At 69.7% G+C, this 20,400-nt stretch carries 21 protein-coding genes; 7 read left to right on the top strand and 14 right to left on the bottom strand.

Annotated features, from left to right (window positions below; genetic code table 11):
- The first annotated feature begins 115 nt into the window (after nt 1-115).
- Together RJQ01_RS10580 and RJQ01_RS10575 are read left to right on the top strand one after the other, a co-directional pair.
- The gene (locus RJQ01_RS10580; protein ID WP_350476689.1) at nt 116-565 is read left to right on the top strand and encodes a nitroreductase/quinone reductase family protein; all 450 of its coding nucleotides are present in this window, start codon (nt 116-118) and stop codon (nt 563-565) included.
- Nucleotides 566-642: 77 nt separating this feature from the next.
- The gene (locus RJQ01_RS10575; RefSeq protein WP_350476688.1) at nt 643-1,578 is read left to right on the top strand and encodes an InlB B-repeat-containing protein; all 936 of its coding nucleotides are present in this window, start codon (nt 643-645) and stop codon (nt 1,576-1,578) included.
- A 21-nt stretch (nt 1,579-1,599) separates the two neighbouring features.
- Here the strand turns inward: RJQ01_RS10575 and RJQ01_RS10570 are convergent, their stop codons facing one another.
- The 4 genes from RJQ01_RS10570 to RJQ01_RS10555 are packed head-to-tail and all read right to left on the bottom strand — an operon-like array spanning nt 1,600 to nt 6,244.
- Nucleotides 1,600-2,946, bottom strand: coding sequence for a dihydrolipoamide acetyltransferase family protein (locus RJQ01_RS10570; protein WP_350476687.1), 1,347 nt, complete (start codon nt 2,944-2,946; stop codon nt 1,600-1,602).
- 51 nt (nt 2,947-2,997) lie between these two features.
- A complete protein-coding gene (locus RJQ01_RS10565; RefSeq protein WP_350476686.1) occupies nt 2,998-3,999 on the bottom strand; it encodes an alpha-ketoacid dehydrogenase subunit beta in 1,002 nt (333 codons plus the stop codon).
- Nucleotides 3,999-5,114 (bottom strand): thiamine pyrophosphate-dependent dehydrogenase E1 component subunit alpha, encoded by a 1,116-nt coding sequence (locus tag RJQ01_RS10560; RefSeq protein WP_350476685.1) that lies wholly within the window; start codon nt 5,112-5,114, stop codon nt 3,999-4,001. The genes RJQ01_RS10565 and RJQ01_RS10560 overlap by 1 nt, the downstream gene beginning before the upstream one ends.
- A 35-nt stretch (nt 5,115-5,149) precedes the next feature.
- Nucleotides 5,150-6,244 (bottom strand): histidinol-phosphate transaminase, encoded by a 1,095-nt coding sequence (locus tag RJQ01_RS10555; protein ID WP_350476684.1) that lies wholly within the window; start codon nt 6,242-6,244, stop codon nt 5,150-5,152.
- Between the two features lie 80 nt (nt 6,245-6,324).
- Here RJQ01_RS10555 and RJQ01_RS10550 point away from each other — a divergent pair, with 80 nt between their 5' ends.
- On the top strand, nt 6,325-6,726 hold the full coding sequence (locus RJQ01_RS10550; RefSeq protein ID WP_350476683.1) for a phage holin family protein: 402 nt from the start codon (nt 6,325-6,327) through the stop codon (nt 6,724-6,726).
- An 18-nt stretch (nt 6,727-6,744) separates the two neighbouring features.
- On the opposite strand, the gene RJQ01_RS10545 is transcribed toward RJQ01_RS10550, so the two are convergent.
- Nucleotides 6,745-8,190: a hypothetical protein gene (locus RJQ01_RS10545; protein ID WP_350476682.1), complete on the bottom strand. Its 1,446-nt coding sequence runs from the start codon at nt 8,188-8,190 to the stop codon at nt 6,745-6,747.
- Between the two features lie 59 nt (nt 8,191-8,249).
- Complete coding sequence (locus RJQ01_RS10540; protein ID WP_350476681.1) at nt 8,250-8,501, bottom strand: hypothetical protein; 252 nt, start codon at nt 8,499-8,501, stop codon at nt 8,250-8,252.
- A gap of 150 nt (nt 8,502-8,651) precedes the next feature.
- On the opposite strand from RJQ01_RS10540, the gene RJQ01_RS10535 reads away from it, so the two are divergent.
- Together RJQ01_RS10535 and purB are read left to right on the top strand one after the other, a co-directional pair.
- The gene (locus RJQ01_RS10535) at nt 8,652-9,176 is read left to right on the top strand and encodes a low molecular weight protein-tyrosine-phosphatase (RefSeq protein WP_350476680.1); all 525 of its coding nucleotides are present in this window, start codon (nt 8,652-8,654) and stop codon (nt 9,174-9,176) included.
- Complete coding sequence (purB, locus tag RJQ01_RS10530) at nt 9,173-10,567, top strand: adenylosuccinate lyase (RefSeq protein WP_350476679.1); 1,395 nt, start codon at nt 9,173-9,175, stop codon at nt 10,565-10,567. Before RJQ01_RS10535 ends, purB begins: the two co-directional genes overlap by 4 nt.
- A gap of 4 nt (nt 10,568-10,571) precedes the next feature.
- On the opposite strand, the gene RJQ01_RS10525 is transcribed toward purB, so the two are convergent.
- The 8 genes from RJQ01_RS10525 to RJQ01_RS10490 form a co-directional block, all read right to left on the bottom strand.
- Complete coding sequence (locus RJQ01_RS10525; RefSeq protein WP_350476678.1) at nt 10,572-10,811, bottom strand: hypothetical protein; 240 nt, start codon at nt 10,809-10,811, stop codon at nt 10,572-10,574.
- Nucleotides 10,808-11,395: a hypothetical protein gene (locus RJQ01_RS10520; protein ID WP_350476677.1), complete on the bottom strand. Its 588-nt coding sequence runs from the start codon at nt 11,393-11,395 to the stop codon at nt 10,808-10,810. The genes RJQ01_RS10525 and RJQ01_RS10520 overlap by 4 nt, the downstream gene beginning before the upstream one ends.
- A gap of 76 nt (nt 11,396-11,471) precedes the next feature.
- Nucleotides 11,472-12,866, bottom strand: coding sequence for a replicative DNA helicase (gene dnaB, locus RJQ01_RS10515; RefSeq protein WP_502885262.1), 1,395 nt, complete (start codon nt 12,864-12,866; stop codon nt 11,472-11,474).
- Between the two features lie 473 nt (nt 12,867-13,339).
- Nucleotides 13,340-13,792: a 50S ribosomal protein L9 gene (gene rplI / locus RJQ01_RS10510; protein ID WP_350476675.1), complete on the bottom strand. Its 453-nt coding sequence runs from the start codon at nt 13,790-13,792 to the stop codon at nt 13,340-13,342.
- Between the two features lie 10 nt (nt 13,793-13,802).
- Complete coding sequence (gene rpsR, locus RJQ01_RS10505; RefSeq protein WP_100823727.1) at nt 13,803-14,063, bottom strand: 30S ribosomal protein S18; 261 nt, start codon at nt 14,061-14,063, stop codon at nt 13,803-13,805.
- Nucleotides 14,064-14,126: 63 nt separating this feature from the next.
- The gene (locus tag RJQ01_RS10500; RefSeq protein WP_350476674.1) at nt 14,127-14,642 is read right to left on the bottom strand and encodes a single-stranded DNA-binding protein; all 516 of its coding nucleotides are present in this window, start codon (nt 14,640-14,642) and stop codon (nt 14,127-14,129) included.
- A gap of 2 nt (nt 14,643-14,644) precedes the next feature.
- Nucleotides 14,645-15,040 carry a 30S ribosomal protein S6 gene (gene rpsF, locus RJQ01_RS10495; RefSeq protein WP_350476673.1) on the bottom strand — a complete coding sequence of 132 codons (396 nt, stop codon included), beginning with the start codon at nt 15,038-15,040 and terminating at the stop codon, nt 14,645-14,647.
- 100 nt (nt 15,041-15,140) lie between these two features.
- On the bottom strand, nt 15,141-16,592 hold the full coding sequence (locus RJQ01_RS10490) for a CCA tRNA nucleotidyltransferase (protein WP_350476672.1): 1,452 nt from the start codon (nt 16,590-16,592) through the stop codon (nt 15,141-15,143).
- 26 nt (nt 16,593-16,618) lie between these two features.
- Here RJQ01_RS10490 and RJQ01_RS10485 point away from each other — a divergent pair, with 26 nt between their 5' ends.
- Nucleotides 16,619-18,625 (top strand): DUF6049 family protein, encoded by a 2,007-nt coding sequence (locus RJQ01_RS10485; protein WP_350476671.1) that lies wholly within the window; start codon nt 16,619-16,621, stop codon nt 18,623-18,625.
- Nucleotides 18,622-20,298 carry a murein biosynthesis integral membrane protein MurJ gene (gene murJ, locus RJQ01_RS10480; RefSeq protein WP_350476670.1) on the top strand — a complete coding sequence of 559 codons (1,677 nt, stop codon included), beginning with the start codon at nt 18,622-18,624 and terminating at the stop codon, nt 20,296-20,298. The genes RJQ01_RS10485 and murJ overlap by 4 nt, the downstream gene beginning before the upstream one ends.
- The last annotated feature ends 102 nt before the right edge of the window (nt 20,299-20,400 follow it).

Genomic DNA, 20,400 nt, shown 5'->3' with positions numbered 1-20,400 from the left:
CGACCGTAGGCCTTATCGATAATGATTGTCAACACGATTCTCAATAGACTGGTGCTTCGTGGTCGTCGCGCGGCCCTGTCCCGATGCTCTCCCCCCGATCGCATAGGGTGCGAGCATGTCGAACCGCCGCTCCATGCTGCTCCTGAACGGACTGCATCGCCTGCTGCTGCGGGTGACGGGTGGGCGCCTCGGTTCGCGGCTCGGGGCCATGCCTGTCATCGAGCTGACGACGACCGGACGGCGGACCGGCAGCGCTCGCTCCGTGCTGCTCACCGTCGCTGCCCGCGACGGCGACTCGCTGGTCGTCGTCGCGTCGCGCGGGGGCGATGACGAGCATCCTGCCTGGTACTTGAACCTCGTCTCCGACCCGAACGTCGCGGTGAGGCTACCCGGGCGCGACGTCCGCGCCATGGTGGCGCGGGTTGCCAACCCCTCGGAACGCGCGCGCCTGTGGCCCGAGGTCGTGCGGTCGTACACCGGCTATGCGCACTACCAGGCACGCACCAGTCGCACGATCCCGCTGGTGCTTCTGGAATCGACGACATCCACACGGCGGCCAGGGTGAGGATCGGATAACGTCGCAGTCAGCTTCGCAGTCTCGGACCATTCTGGTCTGACCGCGCTACCTCAGTGGAGAACACGATGACCCGAGCCGCCCTACCGGTACTCCCCGCACTCCTCGCGGCGGCAGTCGCCCTCCCGCTTATCGCGACAGGTTCCGCTGCCGCCGCGCCCGTGGGGGCCACGGACGACGACTTCACCTACATCGCCGACGACGCTGACATTCCAGCGGGAGCGACCGTAGACAACTACACAGGATCCGGGAGCACCGCGGAGGTTCCGCGCACGGTGGTTATCGAGGGAAACACCTACGAGGTCACCATCATCGGCGAGTTCGCCTTCGGATTCCGGTCGATGTCGGGGATCACCCTTCCCGACACCGTGACCACCATCGAGTACGGCGCCTTCGTCACCAACAGCCTCGTGTCGTTCACGGTGCCCCGCAGCGTCACGACCATCGGTGGGGATGCCTTCTTCGGCAACCCCCTCGCCTCCGTCCAGCTGCTGGGGCCCGCCCCGGCACTCGGCGCAGACGCCTTCGGGGCGGGGGGCGACGCCGGCCCGCTCCTCACCTACCCGTGGCGGTACGACGCGACTCGGGTCGCCGAGGGCTACACCTCCCCCGTCTGGCAGGGGTACCGCAGCCAGGCCGTCGCGACGGTCGCCTTCGACACCATGGGGGGAAGCGCCGCCCCCGGGGACGAGCACGTGGTCGTCGGCTCCACCATCAGCGAGCCTGAAGCCCCCACCCGCGAGGGGTTCGCCTTCGGCGGATGGTCCACCGCCCCCTCCGATGGCTCCACCTGGAGCTTCGCAACGCCCCTCGACACCGGCACGCTCGCCGCCGCCGACACCGGGGCGTCACCGGCCGACCTCGTGCTCTACGCGCAATGGGCCCCGGTCCTCGCGGCCACGGGTCCGGCCGCGACGGCCGCGCTCGGCTGGTCCGCCGTCGGGCTGCTCGCCGTCGGACTGCTCGTGCTGACGGGTGGTCGCGCAGCGCGCTGCCTCCGGTAGCGCCGTCGGCACCGCGCACGCTCAGTCGAGCAGCAGCGCGGGCTCCTCGATGATGCTCGCCACGTCGGCGAGGAAGCGGCTCGCGACATCCCCGTCGACCACCCGGTGATCGAAAGAGGCGCCGAGCGTCGTCACGAAGCGCGGGCGCACCTCGCCGTCCACGACCCACGGCTTCTTCTTGATCGTGCCGAGCGCGACGATCGCCACCTCGCCCGGGTTCAAGATCGGCGTGCCGGTGTCCATGCCGAAGACACCGATGTTGGTGATGGTGATCGTGCCGTCCGCCATGTCGGCGGGCTGCAGCTTGCCGTCCCGCGCGGTGATCGTCATCTGCTCGATCGACTGGGCCAGTTCCCGCAGGGTGAGATCCTGCGCGTTCTTGATGTTCGGCACGACCAGGCCGCGCGGGGTCGCCGCCGCGAACCCGAAGTTGACGAAGTGGTGCACGATGATCTCGGTGTCGGTCCACGTCGAGTTCACGGTGGGATTGCGCCGCACCGCCCACATCATCGCCTTCGCCATGACCAGCAGCGGCGAGACCTTGATGCCCGCGAAGTCGGGGCTCGCCTTGAGCCTGGCGACGAACTCCATGGTGCGCGTCGCGTCGACATCGACGAAGACGCTCACGTGCGGAGCGCTGAACGCGCTCTTGACCATGCCGGCGGCGATCGCCTTGCGCACGCCCTTCACGGGAATGCGATCCTCGCGATCGCTCGGCCACTCGGGGGTCTGGATGTTGCGGAAGACGCTCGCCTGCTGCGCGTGGCGGATCACGTCGTCGCGCGTGATCTCCCCGGCGAGGCCCGTCGCGGTCACCTCGGCGAGTTCGACGTCGAGGTCTTTCGCGAGCTTCCTGATCGGCGGCTTCGCGATGACCGGTGAGGCTTCCGACGCCGGCACCGTGCGCGGGCGCGGTGCCGCATCCTGCGCCGGCGGGGCCGACGCCGTGCTCGGGGCGGGCGCCCCGCTCCGGCGGCGACGCGACGCGACAGCGCCCTTCGTGCCGTAGCCCACAAGAACCGCACCAGGCTTGTCGTCTGCCTCTCGATCGATGGTCGAGGCGGTGTCGGCGACGGATGCCGCGCTCGCGTCCTCCGCGGGCGGCGCGGGAGCATCCCCCTCGCCCTGCGCTCCCCGCACCGTGATGATCGCTGTGCCGACTTCGACGGTCTGCCCCTCGTCGACGAGAAGCGACTCGACCGTGCCGGCGAACGGAGACGGAAGCTCGACGAGAGACTTCGCCGTCTCGATCTCCACGAGCACCTGATTGACCGACACCGTGTCACCCGGCTTGACGTGCCACGAGACGATCTCCGCCTCGGTCAGACCCTCCCCGACGTCGGGGAGCGGAAACTCGGAAACGCTCACGGTGCCTCCAGGGGGTTCGACGCGGTCTCGATGCGCGGACTCGTGTTCAGGCTAGTAGGCGAGGGCGCGGTCGACGGCATGCAGGATGCGATCGACGTCAGGCAGGTAAGCGCCCTCGAGCTTCGCCGGCGGAAAAGGAGTGTCGTAGCCGCTCACGCGCAGCACGGGCGCCTCGAGCGAGTAGAACGCCTGCTCGGTCACCGTCGCCGCGATCTCCGAACCGATGCTCACCGAGCCCGGTGCCTCCTGCGCGACGACGAGGCGGCCCGTGCGCCGCACCGAGTCGAGCAGCGGCGCGTAGTCGATGGGGGAGAGCGACCGCAGGTCGACCACCTCAATGCTCGTGCCCTCCTCCTCGGCGAGCGCCGCCGCGTCGAGCAGCATGCTCACGATCGCGCCGTGACCGACGACCGTGATGTCGGTGCCGACGCGCACCACGCGCGAGGCGTGCAGAGGTGCGCCGGCGTCCGAGAAGTCCACCTCGCCTTTGGGCCAGTAGCGGCTCTTCGGCTCGAAGAACAGAACGGGATCGGGGCTCGCGATCGCCTCCTGGATCATCCAGTATGCGTCGTGCGGGGTCGCCGGGCTCACCAGCCGCAGGCCGGGTGTGTGGGCGAAGTACGCCTCCGGGCTCTCCTGATGGTGCTCGACGGCGCCGATGTGGCCGCCGTAGGGCACACGGATCACGATGGGGAGCTGCAGGGAGCCCTCGTGACGGGCGGTGAGCTTCGCCAGCTGGCTCGTGATCTGGTCGAACCCGGGGAAGATGAAGCCGTCGAACTGGATCTCGCACACCGGACGGTAGCCGCGCATCGCGAGGCCGATCGCCGCGCCGACGATGCCCGACTCGGCGAGCGGGGTGTCGAGCACCCTGTGTGCGCCGAAGCGCTTCTGCAGGCCCTCCGTCACGCGGAACACGCCGCCGAGCGGTCCGATGTCCTCCCCCATGAGCAGAACCTTCTCGTCCGCCTCCATGGCGGCGGCGAGGCCCTCCGTGAGAGCCTTCGTCATGGTGAGCGTCTGCACACTCGACGCCTGCGCGTTCTCCGCCATCACGCCTCCCCCTCGAACGACGCCTCGTACTGGGCAAGCCACTCGCGCTGAGCATCCATCACCGGATGCGCCTCGCTGTACACGTGCGCGAACATCGACGCGGCAGCGGGCGGCTCGAGGGCGAGCGTGCGGGCCCGGGCGTCGGCCGCCATGTCCTCGGCCTCCTCCGCCACGCTCGCAAAGAAAGCGTCGCCCTCGCCCTGGGCGCGCAAGTAGGTCTCGAAGCGGTCGATCGGATCGCGTTCCTGCCAGTAGCGGAACTGCTCCTCGTCGCGGTACTTGCTCGGGTCGTCGCTCGTCGTGTGCGCACCGATGCGGTAGGTGAGCGCCTCGATGAATCGAGGGCCCTGCCCGCTGCGGGCCGCGTCGAGGTTCGCCGCCGTCACCGCATAGCTCGCGAGCACGTCGTTGCCGTCGATCTGCACGCTCTCGATGCCGAAGCCGCGCGGCCGGTGGAACAGCGGCGTGCGCGACTGCACGCGCACCGGCACCGAGATCGCCCAGTGGTTGTTCTGCAGGAAGAACACCTGCGGCGTCTGGTAGCTCTGCGCGAAGACGTACGCCTCGTTCACATCGCCCTGACTCGTGGCCCCGTCGCCGAAATACACCATGACGGCGGTGTCGACGTCGGGGTCGCCCGTGCCGACCTTGCCGTCGAAGGCGACGCCCATCGCGTAGCCGGTGGCGTGGAGGGCCTGCGAGCCAATGACGAGCGTGTAGAGGTGGAAGTTGCCCGTCTCCTCGGGAACCCATCCACCGTGCGTCTGCCCGCGCAGCATGGCGATGATGCGCACGGGATCGAGGCCGCGGATGTACCCGACCGTGTGCTCGCGATAGGCGGGAAACAGGTGATCCTGAGCCTTGGCGGCGAAACCCGATCCCGCCTGCGCCGCCTCCTGGCCGATGCTCGGCACCCACAGCGCCAGCTGGCCCTGGCGCTGCAGGTTGCCCGCCTCGACGTCGAAGCGCCGCATGACGCTCATGACGCGGTGGAACTCGCGCAGTTGATCGTCGCTGAGAGCGTCGACGTAGGGGAGGTACTGCTCGGTGGCGTCGCTCGCGACGCGCTGGCCGTCGGGCGCCAGCAGCTGGAGGGTGTCGGCCGTGTACGACATGGATTCCACTCTAGGCCCGCTAGGAGGTGCGTCGGTCAGAGAGTGCGGACAACCTCGCCGCAGATTCTGAGGAGGGTGGCGACAGACTCCTCCTCGCCGATGGAGACGCGGATGCCCTCCGGCGGGAACGCCCGCACGACGAGCCCGGCCGCGCCGAGCGCCTCCGCGATGCGGGATGTTCCGTCTCCCGTGGGCAGCCACACGAAGTTGCCGTGGCTCACGGGCACCGGCCAGCCCTGCTCGCGCAGGGCCTTCTGCACGCTCCCGCAGCGCACGGCGAGCACCGAGACTCTCTCGAGCAGCTCGTCCTCCACGTCGAGGGCCGCGAGCACGGCGCGCTGCGCTGCCTCCGTGACGCTCAGGGGGATCGCCGCACTGCGCGCCGCGTCGAGGATCGGCGCCGGCCCGATGCCGTACCCGACCCGCAGCCCTGCGAGGCCGAACGCCTTCGAGAAGGTGCGCAGCACGATCAGGTTCGGGTAGCGCCGCAGAAGCCCGGCGCCGTCGACGGCGCTCGCATCGCGCACGAACTCGGCGTAGGCCTCATCGAGCACGACGAGCAACGTCGGGGGAACGGCCGCCATGAGCTCAGCGAACTCCTCCGCCCCGACGACGGTTCCCGTCGGGTTGTTGGGGGAGCAGAGGAGGAGCACGCGCGTGCGGTCGGTGATGGCGTCGCGCATCGCGGGCAGGTCGTGCCGGGCATCCTCGGTGAGCGGCACGCGCACGCCCACCGCTCCGGCCACCGTGATGAGGCCAGGGTAGGCCTCGAAGCTGCGCCACGCGTGCACGACCTCGTCGCCAGCCCCGGCGGCAGCCGAGATGAGCTGCGAGAGCACCGAGACCGAGCCGGCGCCCACGATGACCTCGTCCGCCGTCACGCCGTGCCGGGCGGCGACCCGCTCGCGCACGGCGAGCGCCGAGGCATCCGGATACCGATTGATGTCGAGGTCGCGAATCGCCTCCAGCACCGCCGGATGCGGAGGGAAAGGGTTCTCGTTCGACGACAGCTTGAAGGCGTCCGCGGCGGCGGGCCTGCCCTGCTTGTAGGCGGGCAGGGCCACGATCTCGGGGCGCAAGCGCACAGCGCGGGCGGCGTCGGCGAGGGTGTCGGGGCTCGTGTCGGTCACGGCCTCAGCCTACGTCGCGTCGCCCGCGGTTCACCTGGTGCTCATTGCGGGCGCGGTGCGCGGGTGGGCATAGTGGAGCCATGAAGCGATTCCTCGTGCGCCTGCTCATCAACTCGGTGGCCCTGTGGCTCACCACCCTCATCGTCGGCGGGGTCGAGGTGGTTTCGTACGGACCGCAGGGAGACACCCTCGCCTACGTGCTGACGCTCCTGCTCGTCGCCTTCATCTTCGGCCTCGTCAACGGCATCATCGGCAATCTCATCCGCATCGTGGCCTTCCCCCTGTACATCCTGACGCTGGGCCTCATCGCCCTCGTCGTGAACGGTCTCCTCCTGCTGCTGGTCGCGTGGATCTCCGACCTCATCGGCTTCGGTCTCACCGTGGAGTCGTTCTGGTGGGGCGTGCTGGGCGCCGTCGTGCTGGGCCTCCTGAGCTGGCTCATCGGCATCCTCCTGCGACCCATCGTCGGGCGCTCGCGATAACGCGGGCTCGGCCCGCGGTCACGGCGGCGCCGTGCGCGAGGCCGTGAAGCGCAGGACGGTGCCGGGCGGTAGGCCCCCTGCCGACCCCGGAAGCGCGTCAACACGGCTGCGCACCTCCTCGACCGTCGAGGTGTCCACGCGTTCGGCGGTGGCGCGGTACCGTGCGAGGTCGTGTGCGGCGAGCACTCCGGTCGATCCTCCGTCAGGTCCCGGTGCCGCGCTGGGTGCGTCGCCCTGCACCACGAGCGCCTCGGTCTCGCGGCGCAGGCCCGTCAGGCCCGGTACGAGATCGTCCCGGTGCTCGACGACGATCGCGGGGTACCCGCCGAGAACGGGAAGGTCTCCGCTTGGCGCGCCGACGGTCACGAGGCCGGACGTGGCCCACTCGCCCGATTCGGCGAGGCGGGTCGCGATCGCTCCGCCCTGCGAATAGCCGGTGAACACCACGCTCGAGTCAGCCGTCGCCCCGGCTGCGGCCAAGGCGCTGCGCACCGCCTGCAGAGACGACGCGTCCTGGCCGGCGACAAGCGCGACGTTGCTCGCCATATCCCAGGGTTGCGCTCCACCGAGCGGCGCCGTCGCGTCCGTGCCGGCGATGTACACCTCGAAGTGCGGTCCCCCGGGGCCGTCGTAGCGCTCCACCCGCACGGGCGCGCTCGCGTCCGGAATGCGGCGCACGCGCTCCGCTACCGAGCCGGGGGCGTCCGTGACCGTGCTGGAGGGCGCACCCCCGGGCACCGTGCCGCCCGAGCGACGGAGATCGGTGCCCGCGAGCTCGACGCGCACGGGCGCCGTGCCGTGCGTCCCGGCCAGCGCCGCGAGGCCGAGCACGGCCGTGGCCGCTCCGGAAACCCCCGAGAGACCAAGCCCGGGCTCCCCGAGCGCGGCGACGAGGGGCGGGGGAACCCCGGCGGCGCCGAGCGCGGCGTCGTCCACGAGGGTGAGCACCCAGCGCATCGCGTCGACCAGCTGCGGCTCCGGAGGCGCGCTGCCGCCCTCGGGCGCTGCCGCGAGCGCGGTGGCGACCAGTGCTTCGCGATGCGATGCCGGCAGCAGCCGCCAGCCCGCGGCGACCATGCCCGCTCCCGCGAGCAGGCCGGGCAGGATCACGAGCCCGAGTCGTGCGCCAAGCCACCCCGCGGCGGCGGCGTAATGAGAGCCGAGGCTCTCGAGCCAGGAGCCCAGGGTGCGCTCGGTCTGCCCGTAGAGCTCCGCCACGGAGTGCACAGCGCTGGCGAGCCACCCAAGATCGTCTGCGAGGTCACGCAATGCACGCTCGTCCTGCTCGAGCGCGAGCGCCAGACTCGCGTCGACGTTGCCGCGCACTCCCCGCACCCGCGCGGCCTGATCGCTGCACACCGAGGACGCGGCCCGCAGGGCATCGCGCCGCGCGAGCAGCGTCTCGGGCGCGACGACGGTCGTGCCACCTCCGCGAATGACGAGCGGAGCATCTTCGCTGACCACGGGCGGTTGCTCTCGCGGACGCCGGCCCTCCGTGCTCTCGGAGGGTGACGCGCTCTCGCTCACGGCGCGGTCTCGAGGCGGGAGGCGGCGCCGACGAGCGCGTCGCTCGCCACCTCGCACGATGCCGCGACGCGGCGGAGACGACCGAGCTGCACGAGGAGCGCCTCCTCGAAGGCCCGCTGCGCCGGACCGTGCCAGTCGTTCGCGGCGTCTCCGGGCGGCAGCCGTGGAATGAGGGCGTGCAGACTCGCGGCGATATCGGCCATGATGCGTGCACGCGCGCGCAGCAGCTCTGCCTCGAGGGCTGTCACGTGATCTCCTCACTGTCGGGCGGTCGTGCCGGGTGAGCGCCGCCATCGTGCCGAGCGCCTCCGCGCGCCGAGCAATGTGCTGAGCGAAGGGGAGGGCGGGCCCCCGGAGACCCGCATGTGGAGGAGGGGGAACTGGGACACAATGGGGGCATGAGCTTCGACCGGGTGCCGCGAGAGCCCGGTTTGTTCTGCATTTGCTTCGTGTGCACGGGCAACATCTGCCGATCGCCCATGGCCGAATCCGTGTTCCGCTCCCTGATCACCGCGCGCGGCCTGCAGAACCGAGTCAACGTGCGCTCTGCGGGCACGGGGGAGTGGCACGTGGGCGAGCACAGCGACGACCGCACGCTCGCCTCGCTGCAGGCGCGCGGCTACGAGGGACGAGGTCATCGCGCGCGGCAGTTCGACGTCGACTGGTTCGACGACCTCGACCTCGTGATCGCCTTCGACCGCAGCCAGGAGCGCATTCTCAAGACCTGGGCTCCCAGCGATGATGCTCGGTCGAAGGTGCACCTGCTCCTCAGCTTCGACCCCGACAACGGGGGCGTGCTCGACGTTCCCGACCCCTACTATTCCGACGCCGCGATGTTCGACACGGTGCTCGGCATGATCGAGCGGGCCTGTGAATCGCTCTTCCGTCAACTCGAACCCGGACTTCGACAGGGAGCTCCATGAGCCCGCTCGGCATTCAAACCCTCAGCCCCCTCGACGGGCGCTACCGCAAGCAGGTCGCGGGGCTCGGCGAGCATCTCTCCGAAGCTGGCCTCAATCGAGCGCGCATACAGGTCGAGATCGAGTGGCTCCTCTACCTCACCGACCACGGGCTGTTCGGGGCGCGCCGCCTCACTGCCGACGAGTCGCGCCGGCTGCGCTCCCTCGTCAGCGACTTCGACGATGGAGCCGTCGACGACCTCGCTCGACGTGAAGCCGTCACACGGCACGACGTCAAGGCCGTCGAGTACTACGTGCGCGACCGTCTCGGCGAGCTCGGCCTCACCGAGCTCGCCGAGCTCACGCACTTCGCGTGCACGAGCGAAGACGTCAACAACCTCGCCTACGCCATTACTCTCCGCGCGGCCGTGCACGATGTGTGGATCCCCAAGGCCCGCTCGGTCGTCGAGGTGTTGCGGCAGCAGGCGCTCGCGCTGCGCGACGTGCCGATGCTCGCCCACACCCACGGCCAACCCGCGACCCCGACCACGATGGGCAAAGAGCTCGCCGTCGTCGTGCATCGCCTCGAGCTACTGCTCGCCACCGTCGACGACGTCGAGTACCGGGGCAAGTTCTCGGGCGCGACAGGCACCTTCTCGGCGCACCTCGCCGCTGATCCCGACTATGACTGGATCAGCGCATCCCGCGACTTCGTCACGTCGCTCGGTCTCACCTGGAACCCGCTCACCACGCAGATCGAGTCGCACGACTGGCAGGCGCAGCTCTACCAGCGCATCAGCCACATCGGCCGCGTGCTGCACAACCTGTGCACCGACGTGTGGAGCTACATCTCGATGGGCTACTTCCGGCAGATTCCGCAGGAGGGCGCGACAGGCTCATCGACGATGCCCCACAAGATCAACCCGATCCGCTTCGAGAACGCCGAGGCGAACCTCGAGCTCGCGAGTGCGCTGCTCGACTCGCTCGCCGCGACGCTCGTCACCTCGCGGCTGCAGCGCGACCTCACCGATTCGACCACGCAACGCAACATCGGGGTGGCACTCGGGCACTCGCTGCTCGCGCTCGACAACATCGAGAAGGGTCTGGGCGAGATCGCGATCGACGAGGCGGCGCTCGGGCGCGACCTCGACGGCAACTGGGAGGTTCTCGCCGAGGCGATCCAGACCGTCATCCGCGCGGAGGTCACCGCCGGGCGCAGCTCGATCGCCGACCCCTACGCGATGCTCAAGGAGCTCACGCGCGGTCACCGAGTGGGCGCCGATGAGCTGAGGGCCTTCATCGAGCGGCTCGACATCTCCGCGGAGGCCCGGTCGCGCTTGACGGCGTTGAGCCCCGCCACCTACGTGGGCCTGGCCTCGCGCCTCGTGGACTACATCGAGCCGAACGGGTCGTGACGCGCTAGTCGTGGGGCGTGTCGGGCGGCGCCTCGCCGTCGGCGGGCTTGTTGGGCGTGACCGCGAGCATGAGCATCGCGAGCACCACGAGGTCGAAGACGAAGGTACCGCCGAAGAACAGCAGGGAGAGCACCAGGTCGCGGGTGACGAGGAAGGTCACGCCGCCGAGGAAGACGGCGACGAGTGCCGCGAGGCCCACGAGCTCAGCGGGGCGCAGCTTCTCGCGCCGGCGGGGTTCAGTCATGACGCGGGGCTCTCTTTCGCCGGGGACGACCACCGCGCGCTCAAGCCCGCGATGACGAGGAATACGCCGAGAACGACGGCGTAGGCGCCGAAGAATCCGACGGCGCTCACCGGGTCGCCGACGAAGGCGAGCACGACGGCGAGCGCGAGGGTGCCGACGCCGATGACGATGGCGTCGCGGGCGAGCGGGCTGCGCTGGCGGTGGCGGATGCCCCACACGAGCTCGAGGCCTCCCGCGAGCACCGCGTATCCGCCGACGAGCAGCACGAGCATGCCGAGCCCCGCGGTCGCGCTCGTCGCCACGACAGCGAGGGCAAGGAGTCCCGCGATGCCCGCAATGATCGCGAGCCCGCGGTGCAGCTGCCGCATCGGCTCACCTCGCCCCATCCGCACTCCGGTGATCGCGAGGACGGCCGCGGAGGCGAGCCCGAAGGTGCCGAGCATGACCATCCCGACGAGCGCGGAGTGGTCCGCCACGAAGGTGATCGTGAGTCCGACGATGAGGGCCGGGGCCGCGCGCAGGACGGGGGCCAGCCAGGGGGAGCCTGGTGCGGCTCTCCCCGCGGCAGAGGGCGCGGTGGTCATGGGCCCATCGTAGAGCCGCGCGCCGAGAGGTCCCTGCGCGTGGTGTGCGGTCGTGATGGTGCTCGAGCAGACCGCGTTACACGCGGGGCATGTCAGCGAAGCGCGAGAGGTGGCCCTGGAAAGCGACCGTGATCGTGTTCGTCGGGCCGTTGCGGTTCTTCGCCACGATGAGGTCTGCCTCTCCCGGACGGGCGCTCTCCTTCTCGTAGGCGCTGTCGCGGTGTAGCAGGATGACCATATCGGCGTCCTGCTCGAGCGAGCCGGACTCGCGAAGGTCACTCAGGGCGGGCATCTTGTCGGCGCGCTGCTCAGGACCGCGGTTGAGCTGCGAGAGCGCGACGACCGGCACCTGCAGCTCTTTGGCGAGGAGCTTGAGGGCGCGCGAGAATTCGCTCACCTCCTGCTGCCGCGACTCGACGCGCTTGCCGCTGGTCATGAGCTGAAGGTAGTCGATGACCACCATCTTGAGCCCCACGGTCTGCTTCAGGCGACGGCACTTGGCTCGAATCTCGGGCAGAGTCATGTTCGGGCTGTCGTCGAGGTAGAGAGGGGCGTCCGCGATGCGACCGCGGGTTGCCGCGATCTTCGTCCAGTCGTTCGTCTCCAACGTGCCCTTGCGCATGGAGTGCAGGGGGATCGACGCCTCCGCTGAGAGCAGGCGCATCGCGATCTCGCTGCGCCCCATCTCGAGTGAGAACACGATCGTGGGCAGGTTGTGCTTGATGGCGGACGAGCGCGCGAGGTCGAGCGCGAGCGTGGACTTACCCAGTGCGGGTCGGGCGGCGATGAGCACGAGCTGGCCCGCGTGCAGGCCGTTGGTGAGCACGTCGAGGTCGTGGAAGCCTGTCGGCACGCCCGTCATCTTGCCGTCGAGCCCGCGAGCGGCCTCGATCTCGTCGATCGCCTCGCCGACCGCCTCGGTGAGCGGCACGTAGTCCTCCGACTGGGAGTCGCCCGAGACGTTGTAGATCTCGGCCTGCGCGCTGTTGACGAGGTCGGTGACCTCGCCCTCGCTCGCGTAGCCCATCTGCACGATGCGGGTGCCGGCCTCGACGAGTCGGCGCAGCACCGCTTTCTCAGCGACGAGGGAGCCGTAGTAGCCAGCGTTGGCCGCCGTCGGCACGATGCCCGTGAGCGTGTGCAGGTAGTCGGCGCCTCCCGCCTTGGTGAGCAAGGCGGTCTTGGTGAGCTCGTCGGTGACGGCGATGACGTCGGTGGGCTCGCCATGCGAGTACAGCGAGAGGATCGCCTCGAAGATGACCTCGTGCTTCGGCAGGTAGAAGTCGAGCCCGCGCACGACCTCGATGACGTCCGCGACGGCGTCTTTGCTCAGCAGCATGCCGCCGAGGGCGCTCTGCTCGGCGAGAAGGTCGTGCGGCGGCACGCGGTCGGCGGAGCGGTACTCGGCGGTGCCGCGCGGGTCGGAGGAGCCGCGGCCGTCGGTCGCCGTGGAGATGTGCGCAATGGACACTGTTCCCTCCCCGGTGCGGCGCTGGGCCCTGATCAGCATGGGCGTGCTGAGTGTGATGTGTGCGGTCGGCACCAGTGTGCCTGGGTCTGGTCTACTCCCCGCCCCCGACATTCCGATCGCGGAAGACGGGCTCGAGAGGACGAGACGGTTCACTGTAGGGAGCGTCGGGGGAGCCGCTCAAATCGACCTGTGGATAACTCTGTGGAGGGATTCCGCGAAACGCCGAGGACAGTGTGAGCAGTCTGTGGACTGTGCTGTGGATTATCCACGGATTGCTGTGCCGAAAAGCCGTTTGACCAGGTGTTTTCCTTGCACACACGTGTGTGCAGAAAGAGGCCTCAACCCGCACCTGAACCTTCGAGGTCGAGCGGTGCGCACTGTGCACAAACACGCCGCGGCGCTCTTGACAACGGGCATGCGGAAGGGGTACCCGCCCTCAGGCGGATACCCCTTGCCGTCCTGCGTGCCGAGCCCTAGGAGGCGGAGACGACGCGCAGCGTGATCGTCGCGACGATCCCGTCGCGCAGCTTCAGGATGGCCTCGTGGTCACCCGTCGACTTGACGGGAGAGACGATCTCAATCATGCGCTTGTCGACCTGTCCGTGACCGGCGGCGGCCACGGCATCTGCGACGTCACCGGTCTTGACCGAGCCGAACAGCCGGCCCTCGGAGCCCGCCTTGACGGCGAGCGTCACGGGGTTGGCCTCGAGGCGGGCCTTCAGATCCTGGGCCTCCTCGATCGTGGCGTGCTCGCGTGCCGCGCGAGCGGCCTTGATGGTCTCGATCTGCTTCTCTCCGCCGCGCGACCACGCGACGGCCAGGCCCTGAGGGATGAGGTAGTTGCGGGCGTACCCGTTCTTGACCTCGATGACGTCCCCGGGGGCGCCGAGGCCCGTGACGTCCTGCGTGAGGATGAGCTTTGACATCGTGTGCTCCCTAGCGTCCCGCGCCCGCGTACGGCAGCAGAGCCATCTCGCGCGCGTTCTTGACGGCGCGGGCGATGAGGCGCTGCTCCTGCACGGAGACTCCGGTGATACGGCGGGCGCGGATCTTCCCGCGCTCCGAGATGAACTTGCGGAGGGTGGCGACGTCCTTGTAGTCGATGATGCCGACTCGGATCGCCTTCGCGGGCGCGGCGTTCTTCGCGCCCTTGCCCCCGCGTGGCTTGCGGCGGTCGCCGCTGCTCTTTCCTGCCATGGTGTTGGTGTCCTTCGGTGCTAGTCGTGAGGTTGTGAGTGGGCCGTCGCCGGAGCGTGCGGCCTAGAAGGGGGTGTCGTCAGAGAACGAGCCCGGCGTGTTCCACACGTCGCCGCCGGCCGCCGACTGCTGACCCGAGCTCGCGGGAGCGCTCGAGGGCGCTCCCCACGGCTCGTCCGCGGGAGACCCGTTGCGCCCGCCGCCTGCGCTGCCGCCGCTCGTGCGCGTGACCTGAGCGGTCGCGTAGCGGAGGCTGGGGCCGATCTCGTCGATGTCGAGCTCGATGGAGGTGCGCTTCTCGCCCTCCTTCGTCTCGTACGAACGCTGCTTGAGGCGGCCCTGAGCGATGACGCGACTGCCCTTCGTGAGCGTGCTCGCGACGTGCTCGGCGAACTCGCGCCAGACGCTTGCGCGCAGGAAGAGGGCTTCTCCGTCCTTCCACTCGTTCGAGGCGCGGTCGTAGGTGCGCGGGGTCGACGCGATCGTGAAGTTCGCCACCGCGAGCCCGCTCTGCGTGTAGCGCAGCTCGGGATCGGCCGTGAGGTTGCCCACGACGGTGATGATCGTCTCGTTCGCCATGACTACTCCGCCGCCTTGGCTGCAGTCGCCTTCCCGGCGGCTGCGGCGCGTGCCGCCTTGGCCTCGGCGCGGGCGGCGTTCTCGGCAGTGATCGATTCGGCGCGCGCTGCGGCCTCTTCGGAGCGGAGGACCTTCGTGCGCATGACGGCCTCACTGAGCTTGAGCTGACGATCCAGCTCCTGCGTCGCGGCAGAGGTCGCCGTGAAGTTCACGACGGCGTAGATGCCCTCGTTCTTCTTGTTGATCTCGTAGGCCAGCCGACGACGGCCCCAGATGTCGACGTTCTCGATCGTTCCACCGTCGTTGCGCACGACTCCCAGGAACTTGTCGAGACTGGGAGCGACAGTGCGCTCATCGATCTCGGGGTCGAGAATGACCATCAATTCGTACTGATGCATGACTCACCCACCTCCTTCGGACTCGAACGGCTGCAGACGGTCTGCAGCAGGAGGGTATGGCATCGTGTGGCCGGGGACGAGCCCGGACAACCTTCATAGTCTAGTGCGTGCCCTCTCGGGACTCAAACCACTGGCGCAGGCGGCGCTCGGCTTCCTCCGCGCCGAGGGGTCCCTCGTCAAGACGGAGCTCGAGGAGGAACCGGTACGCCTCGCCGACGAGCGGCCCCGGGGGCACCTCCAGAATCGCCATGATGCGCTCGCCGTCGAGCTCGGGCCTCATCGCATCGAGCTCCTCCTGCTCGGCGAGACGCGCGATGCGCTCCTCCAACTCGTCATACGCGCCCCGCAAGCGTGCCGCTTTGCGGCGATTGCGGGTGGTGACATCGGCGCGAGTGAGGATATGCAGTCGTTCGATGTCGTCCTCGGCGTCCCGCACATAGCGTCGAACGCCCGAGTCAGTCCACGGTGCGTCGCTGTAGCCGAAGAAGCGCAGATGCAGCTCGATGAGCCTGCTCACGCGCTTGATGGTGTCGTTGTCGAACCGCAACGCCGTCAGGCGCTTCCGCGCGAGCTTCGCCCCCACGATGTCGTGGTGGTGGAAGGTCACGATTCCGCCCGTCTCGACGCGCTTGGTCGCGGGCTTGCCGATGTCGTGGAGCAGGGCCGCCAGCCGCAGAACGTGGTCGGGAGAGGTCACGGCTCCGCCCGTCGAGCCCGAGCGCTGGCCTTCGAGCTCGATCGCCTGGTCGAGGACCGTCAGCGAGTGCTCGTAGACGTCCTTGTGGTGCGCGTGCTCGTCGACCTCCAGGCGCAGAGCGGGCAGCTCCGGCAGCACGACCTCCGCGATGCCCGTCGCCACGAGGAGCTCGAGCCCTCTGCGCGGAGCCGCGGTCAGGAGAAGCTTGGTGAGTTCGTCCCGCACCCGCTCCGCCGAGATGATCTGCAATCGCTCGCGCATGCTGTGCATCGCGGCCACGACCTCGTCGTCGAGCTCGACGTCGAGCTGCGCGGCGAAGCGCGCCGCGCGCAGCATGCGCAAGGGGTCGTCCCCGAAGGACGACTCGGCCGTCCCCGGTGTGGCGAGTCGATGAGCGAGGAGGTGCTCCAGCCCTCCCGTCGGGTCGACGAGTGCGAGCGCTGGCAGTCGCAGCGCCATCGCGTTGATCGTGAAATCGCGGCGGCCGAGATCGCCCTCGAGGGTGTCACCGAAGGCGACCTCCGGCTTGCGCGAGTCCGCTCCGTACGCATCGCTGCGATAGGTCGTGATCTCGACGGTGGTCCCGCCCAGGCGGGCTCCGATCGTGCCGAAGGCGCGCCCGATATCCCAGTGGGCGTCCGCGATGGGCCCCACGATCCTCACGATGTCATCGGGGCGCGCTGAGGTGGCGAAGTCGAGATCGTTGACCGGCCTCCCGAGGAAGGCGTCGCGCACCGGGCCCCCCACGAGCGCCAACTCGTGCCCGGCCGCCTCGAAGCGCTCGGCGAGAGCCAGAATGGCCGGATCCGAGGCCAGGGTCTGCAGTCGGGTGACGGCCGCAGCCACGCTCTCCATAGTCACCAGAGTCTAGACTTCATCGCATGTCGGTCGACCGGGGGCACAGGGGCTCCCGCGCGACTTCCCCCCTCCTCTCCTCGATGGCCATCGGGCTTCTGCTCGCGGTGTGCTCGGCCCCGCTCGCGCCGGCTCCCGGTGCCGCCGCGTCATTCCAGGAGGCCGACACCGAGGCCGTCACGCTTGTCGCTGCGCCGGCGGACGCGGGTCTCGTGCGGCAGGGCACCATGCTCTCGGTGCGCGTGACGGTGCGCAATGGCACCGAGCAGGTGCTTCCTGCCGGCGAGGTCGTGCTCTCCCTCGATTCCGGCAGAGCGACCGGGCAGGAGCTCGCGTCCTGGTTCGCCGAGGATGCCCCGCTCGCGCTCGACCGCGCCGTCGCCCGTGACACTGTGCGGTCTCTCGAGCCCGGCTCAGTGGCCGTGCTCGATCTGCGCGTGGAAGCCGGCGAGCTGGGAACCGACACGCGTTCAGGGCCGCGGCGCGCGCTTGTCGAGCTGCGTGCTGACGGTGAGATGCTCGCCGCGGATCCCACCGCTGTCGTCTGGCTGGCATCGGGCGACCCGCTGCCCACCGGGCGATCGGCCATCGTCGTGCCGCTCTCCACGCCCGGCGTCCCCGCCGCCCTGCTCTCCTCGCAGCAGCTGGCGAGGCTCACGGCAGAGGGTGGATCGCTCACGAGAACCCTCGACGCGGCGTCGGAACACGACGTGACGCTCGCGCTGGATCCACGCATCGTCGCATCCACGCGCATCCTCGGCGATGACGCGCCCCCCAGCGCTCTCGACCTCCTCGACCGCCTGGCGAACTCCGCGATCGACTCGTTCGCCCTCGGCTGGGCCGACGCCGACCCCGCCCTTCCGTCCCTCGCGGGTGGCGCACCGCTCGCTCCTCCCGATCGAGCTCCCGGGGGGGATACCTCCTCGACACTCGAGGAGCTGGCCGCCTGGGCCCACTCCACGACCGCGGTCGTCTGGCCGTCCGGGCCCGCGATCTCCGACGAGGCCCTGGTCTCCCTCATCGAGTCGGGAGCGCGGACCGTGCTCGCGCCGAGCTCGCGGCTCTCGGGGGACGGGCCGTTGCTCTCACTCGAGGGTTCTCGGGTGCTCTCCGTCGACAGCGCCCTGTCCGCAGCGCTCGCCGAAGCGGCGTCAGCTCGCTCGACCCAGGCCTGGACGAGCGCGGTCGCACAAGCGAGCGCGCTCCTCGCCGCGGCGGCCTCCGACGGCCGAGACCTGGTCGGAGCCGTCGACCGCGATGCGAGCAGCGCCCTACGACTCTCCGACCTCCTCGACGCTCTCGACGCGCTCCCCTGGCGCGCTCCTGCGGCGCTGTCGAGTCTTCTGCAGGGCACGCCCAGCGGTGAGGCCTCCGTGATCGAGGCGCCGGTCGATGACGCGCTCACCGCGACAGCCTCGAGCGCGCTCGCCGCAGAGGACGCCGATCGTGCCTTCGCCAGCATCGCGGCGGATTCCGAAGCCCTCGTCGCCGAGCGCCGTCTCGAACTGCTCGCATCGACCTCGCCCGGATGGGGGCCTGACCGCATCAGCGCTCTCGGGGAGTTCGTCGCCTCGTCGGAGCGGCTGCGTTCGTCGGTGCAGGTCGTCGACAGCAGCCCGATCCTGCTGCTCACTGACCGCACCTCCGTGCCGATCACCATCCAGAACTCACTCGATGCGCCCGTGACGGTGTTCGTCAGCGTCTCTCCCGCGACCGGGCAATTGCGGGTGCTGGATCAACGCGTCGAGGTGACGCTCGAGCCTGAGTCGAGTGCGCAGGCCCTCGTTCCCGTGCAATCGCTCACCAACGGCACCGTCGACATCACCGTGTCGCTGCGCGATGCAGAGGGACGCACGGTGGGCGCGTCCACGAGCTTCGAACTCAATCTGCAGGCGGGGTGGGAGACCGCGGGTACCATCGCGATCGCCGCGGTCATCGCGCTGCTCTTCGCGATTGGGATCGCGCGCAACGTGCGCAAGCGACGCCGTCGCCGTCTGGCGGTCACCGGTGACGAGACGGCCGACACCCCATGAGCGCAGCGCTCCCGCCGGTGGAGCCCACCCCGGAAGAGCCCTCGGAGGGCTCGAGTCTGCGGCGCGCAAGCCTGGTTCTCGCCTCGGGAACCGTGGTCTCGCGACTGCTCGGATTCGTCAGTGCCGTCATGCTCACGCAGACGATCGGAGCTCTCGGATCCGGGGCCAACACCTTCGCGCTCGCTAACCAGCTGCCGAACAACATCTACGCGATCATCGCGGGCGGCGTGCTGAGCGCTGTGCTCGTGCCCCAGATCGTGCGCGCCCACAGCCATGCCGATGGGGGCCGCGCCTACCTCAACCGGCTCATCACGGTCGGTCTCGTCGTCTTCCTGCTCGCCGCGGTCATCGCCACGCTCGCGGCCCCCGCGCTCGTGGCGCTCTATGCGAGCCCCGCCGACGGGGCGACCGGGCGCGGCTTCACCGAGCAGGAGCTCGCCCTCGCCACAGCCTTCGCCTACTGGTGCTTGCCCCAGGTGCTCTTCTACGCGCTGTACACGCTGTTCGGCGAGGTGCTCAACGCGCGCAAGGTCTTCGGCCCCTTCACCTGGGCCCCCGCGCTCAACAACGTCGTCACGATCGCCGGCCTGCTGCTCTTCGGGCTCCTGTTCGATGCCGACGTGCGCGACGCGGCGCAGTGGACGCCCGACATGATCGCCGTCCTGGGTGGCTCCGCGACCCTCGGCGTCGTGTGCCAGGCACTCGTGCTCCTGCTCTTCTGGCGACGGGCGGGGCTGACCTTCCGGCCCGATTTCCGCTGGAGAGGAGTGGGCCTCGGTGCGACCGGACGCGCCGCCGGCTGGGTCTTTGCCATGATCGTCGTGATGCAGCTGGGCGGGCTCGTGCAGACGCGTGTCGCCTCCGAGGCGGCGACGGCCGACGACGCCTCGCTCATGGTCATGCGCACTGCCTGGCTGCTGTTCATGCTGCCGCACTCGGTGATCGTCGTCTCGATGGTGACGGCCTACCTCACCCGGATGAGCGCACGAGCCCGGGACGGCGACATCGCCGGCATTCGCGGAGATACCCGCACCGCGAGCATCCTCACGGTGCTCTTCATGGCACTCGCCGCCACCGGCCTCATCGCACTGTCCGTTCCGATCGCCCGCATCTTCAGCGCTCCCGCCGTCGATCAGATCGCGATCGTCATCGCCGCCTTCGCGGTAGGGCTCGTGCCGTTCAGTGCCTATTTCGTCATCCAGCGCGTGCTGTACGCCCTCGACGACACACCGCTGGCCTTCTGGTTGCAGGCCGCGCACACCGGATTCTTCGTCGCGGGAGCGCTCGCCTGCCTCGCCCTGCCCACGGCGTGGATCGTGCCCGGGATCGGTCTTGTCACCTCAGCGGCCGGGGCCTTCCAACTCATCCTCGGCGCGAGCGCCCTCTCGCGGCGCATCGGCGCCTTCGGCATGAAGACCGTGTGGTTGCGCATCATGCAGTCCACTGCCGCCGCCGTGCTCTCGCTCGCCGCCGGGCTGCTCGCGAGCGGCGCCCTCGGCGCCTTCACCGAGGGCGGGTTCGCGCGGGAGACGATTCCCGGCGCTGTCGTCACCATCGGGCTGGTCGGCCTTCTCATCACCGTCGTCTACGGGCTCGCGCTCTGGGCACTGCGTGTTCCGGAGGCCACGCTCCTCGTCCGTCAGGCGCGAGAGCGCGTGCGTCGCGGGCGCTAAGGTGGCCATCCGGTGAACACCCTCAGGGGCGGAATACCTCAGTCCTAGACTGTGTTGGCACGGATAGCGCCCACAACGGCGCTGCGAACCGCAGTCGAGGGG

The organism is Microcella sp. (genome assembly GCF_040286215.1).
Taxonomy (GTDB): domain Bacteria; phylum Actinomycetota; class Actinomycetes; order Actinomycetales; family Microbacteriaceae; genus Microcella.
Note: the sequence above shows the minus strand (reverse complement) of the source record. Positions and strands in the feature narration are given on the sequence as shown.

Bases quoted from the DNA above. Each gene is read 5' to 3' on its own strand.
- RJQ01_RS10560 (WP_350476685.1), bottom strand. From the start codon at position 5,114: ATGTCGTACACGGCCGACACCCTCCAGCTGCTGGCGCCCGACGGCCAG.
- RJQ01_RS10580 (WP_350476689.1), top strand. From the start codon at position 116: ATGTCGAACCGCCGCTCCATGCTGCTCCTGAACGGACTGCATCGCCTG.
- RJQ01_RS10520 (WP_350476677.1), bottom strand. From the start codon at position 11,395: ATGACCACCGCGCCCTCTGCCGCGGGGAGAGCCGCACCAGGCTCCCCC.
- RJQ01_RS10485 (WP_350476671.1), top strand. From the start codon at position 16,619: ATGTCGGTCGACCGGGGGCACAGGGGCTCCCGCGCGACTTCCCCCCTC.
- murJ (WP_350476670.1), top strand. From the start codon at position 18,622: ATGAGCGCAGCGCTCCCGCCGGTGGAGCCCACCCCGGAAGAGCCCTCG.
- RJQ01_RS10500 (WP_350476674.1), bottom strand. From the start codon at position 14,642: ATGGCGAACGAGACGATCATCACCGTCGTGGGCAACCTCACGGCCGAT.
- RJQ01_RS10550 (WP_350476683.1), top strand. From the start codon at position 6,325: ATGAAGCGATTCCTCGTGCGCCTGCTCATCAACTCGGTGGCCCTGTGG.
- rpsF (WP_350476673.1), bottom strand. From the start codon at position 15,040: ATGCATCAGTACGAATTGATGGTCATTCTCGACCCCGAGATCGATGAG.
- RJQ01_RS10490 (WP_350476672.1), bottom strand. From the start codon at position 16,592: ATGGAGAGCGTGGCTGCGGCCGTCACCCGACTGCAGACCCTGGCCTCG.
- rpsR (WP_100823727.1), bottom strand. From the start codon at position 14,063: ATGGCAGGAAAGAGCAGCGGCGACCGCCGCAAGCCACGCGGGGGCAAG.
- RJQ01_RS10565 (WP_350476686.1), bottom strand. From the start codon at position 3,999: ATGGCGGAGAACGCGCAGGCGTCGAGTGTGCAGACGCTCACCATGACG.
- rplI (WP_350476675.1), bottom strand. From the start codon at position 13,792: ATGTCAAAGCTCATCCTCACGCAGGACGTCACGGGCCTCGGCGCCCCC.
- RJQ01_RS10525 (WP_350476678.1), bottom strand. From the start codon at position 10,811: ATGACTGAACCCCGCCGGCGCGAGAAGCTGCGCCCCGCTGAGCTCGTG.
- purB (WP_350476679.1), top strand. From the start codon at position 9,173: ATGAGCCCGCTCGGCATTCAAACCCTCAGCCCCCTCGACGGGCGCTAC.
- RJQ01_RS10575 (WP_350476688.1), top strand. From the start codon at position 643: ATGACCCGAGCCGCCCTACCGGTACTCCCCGCACTCCTCGCGGCGGCA.
- RJQ01_RS10535 (WP_350476680.1), top strand. From the start codon at position 8,652: ATGAGCTTCGACCGGGTGCCGCGAGAGCCCGGTTTGTTCTGCATTTGC.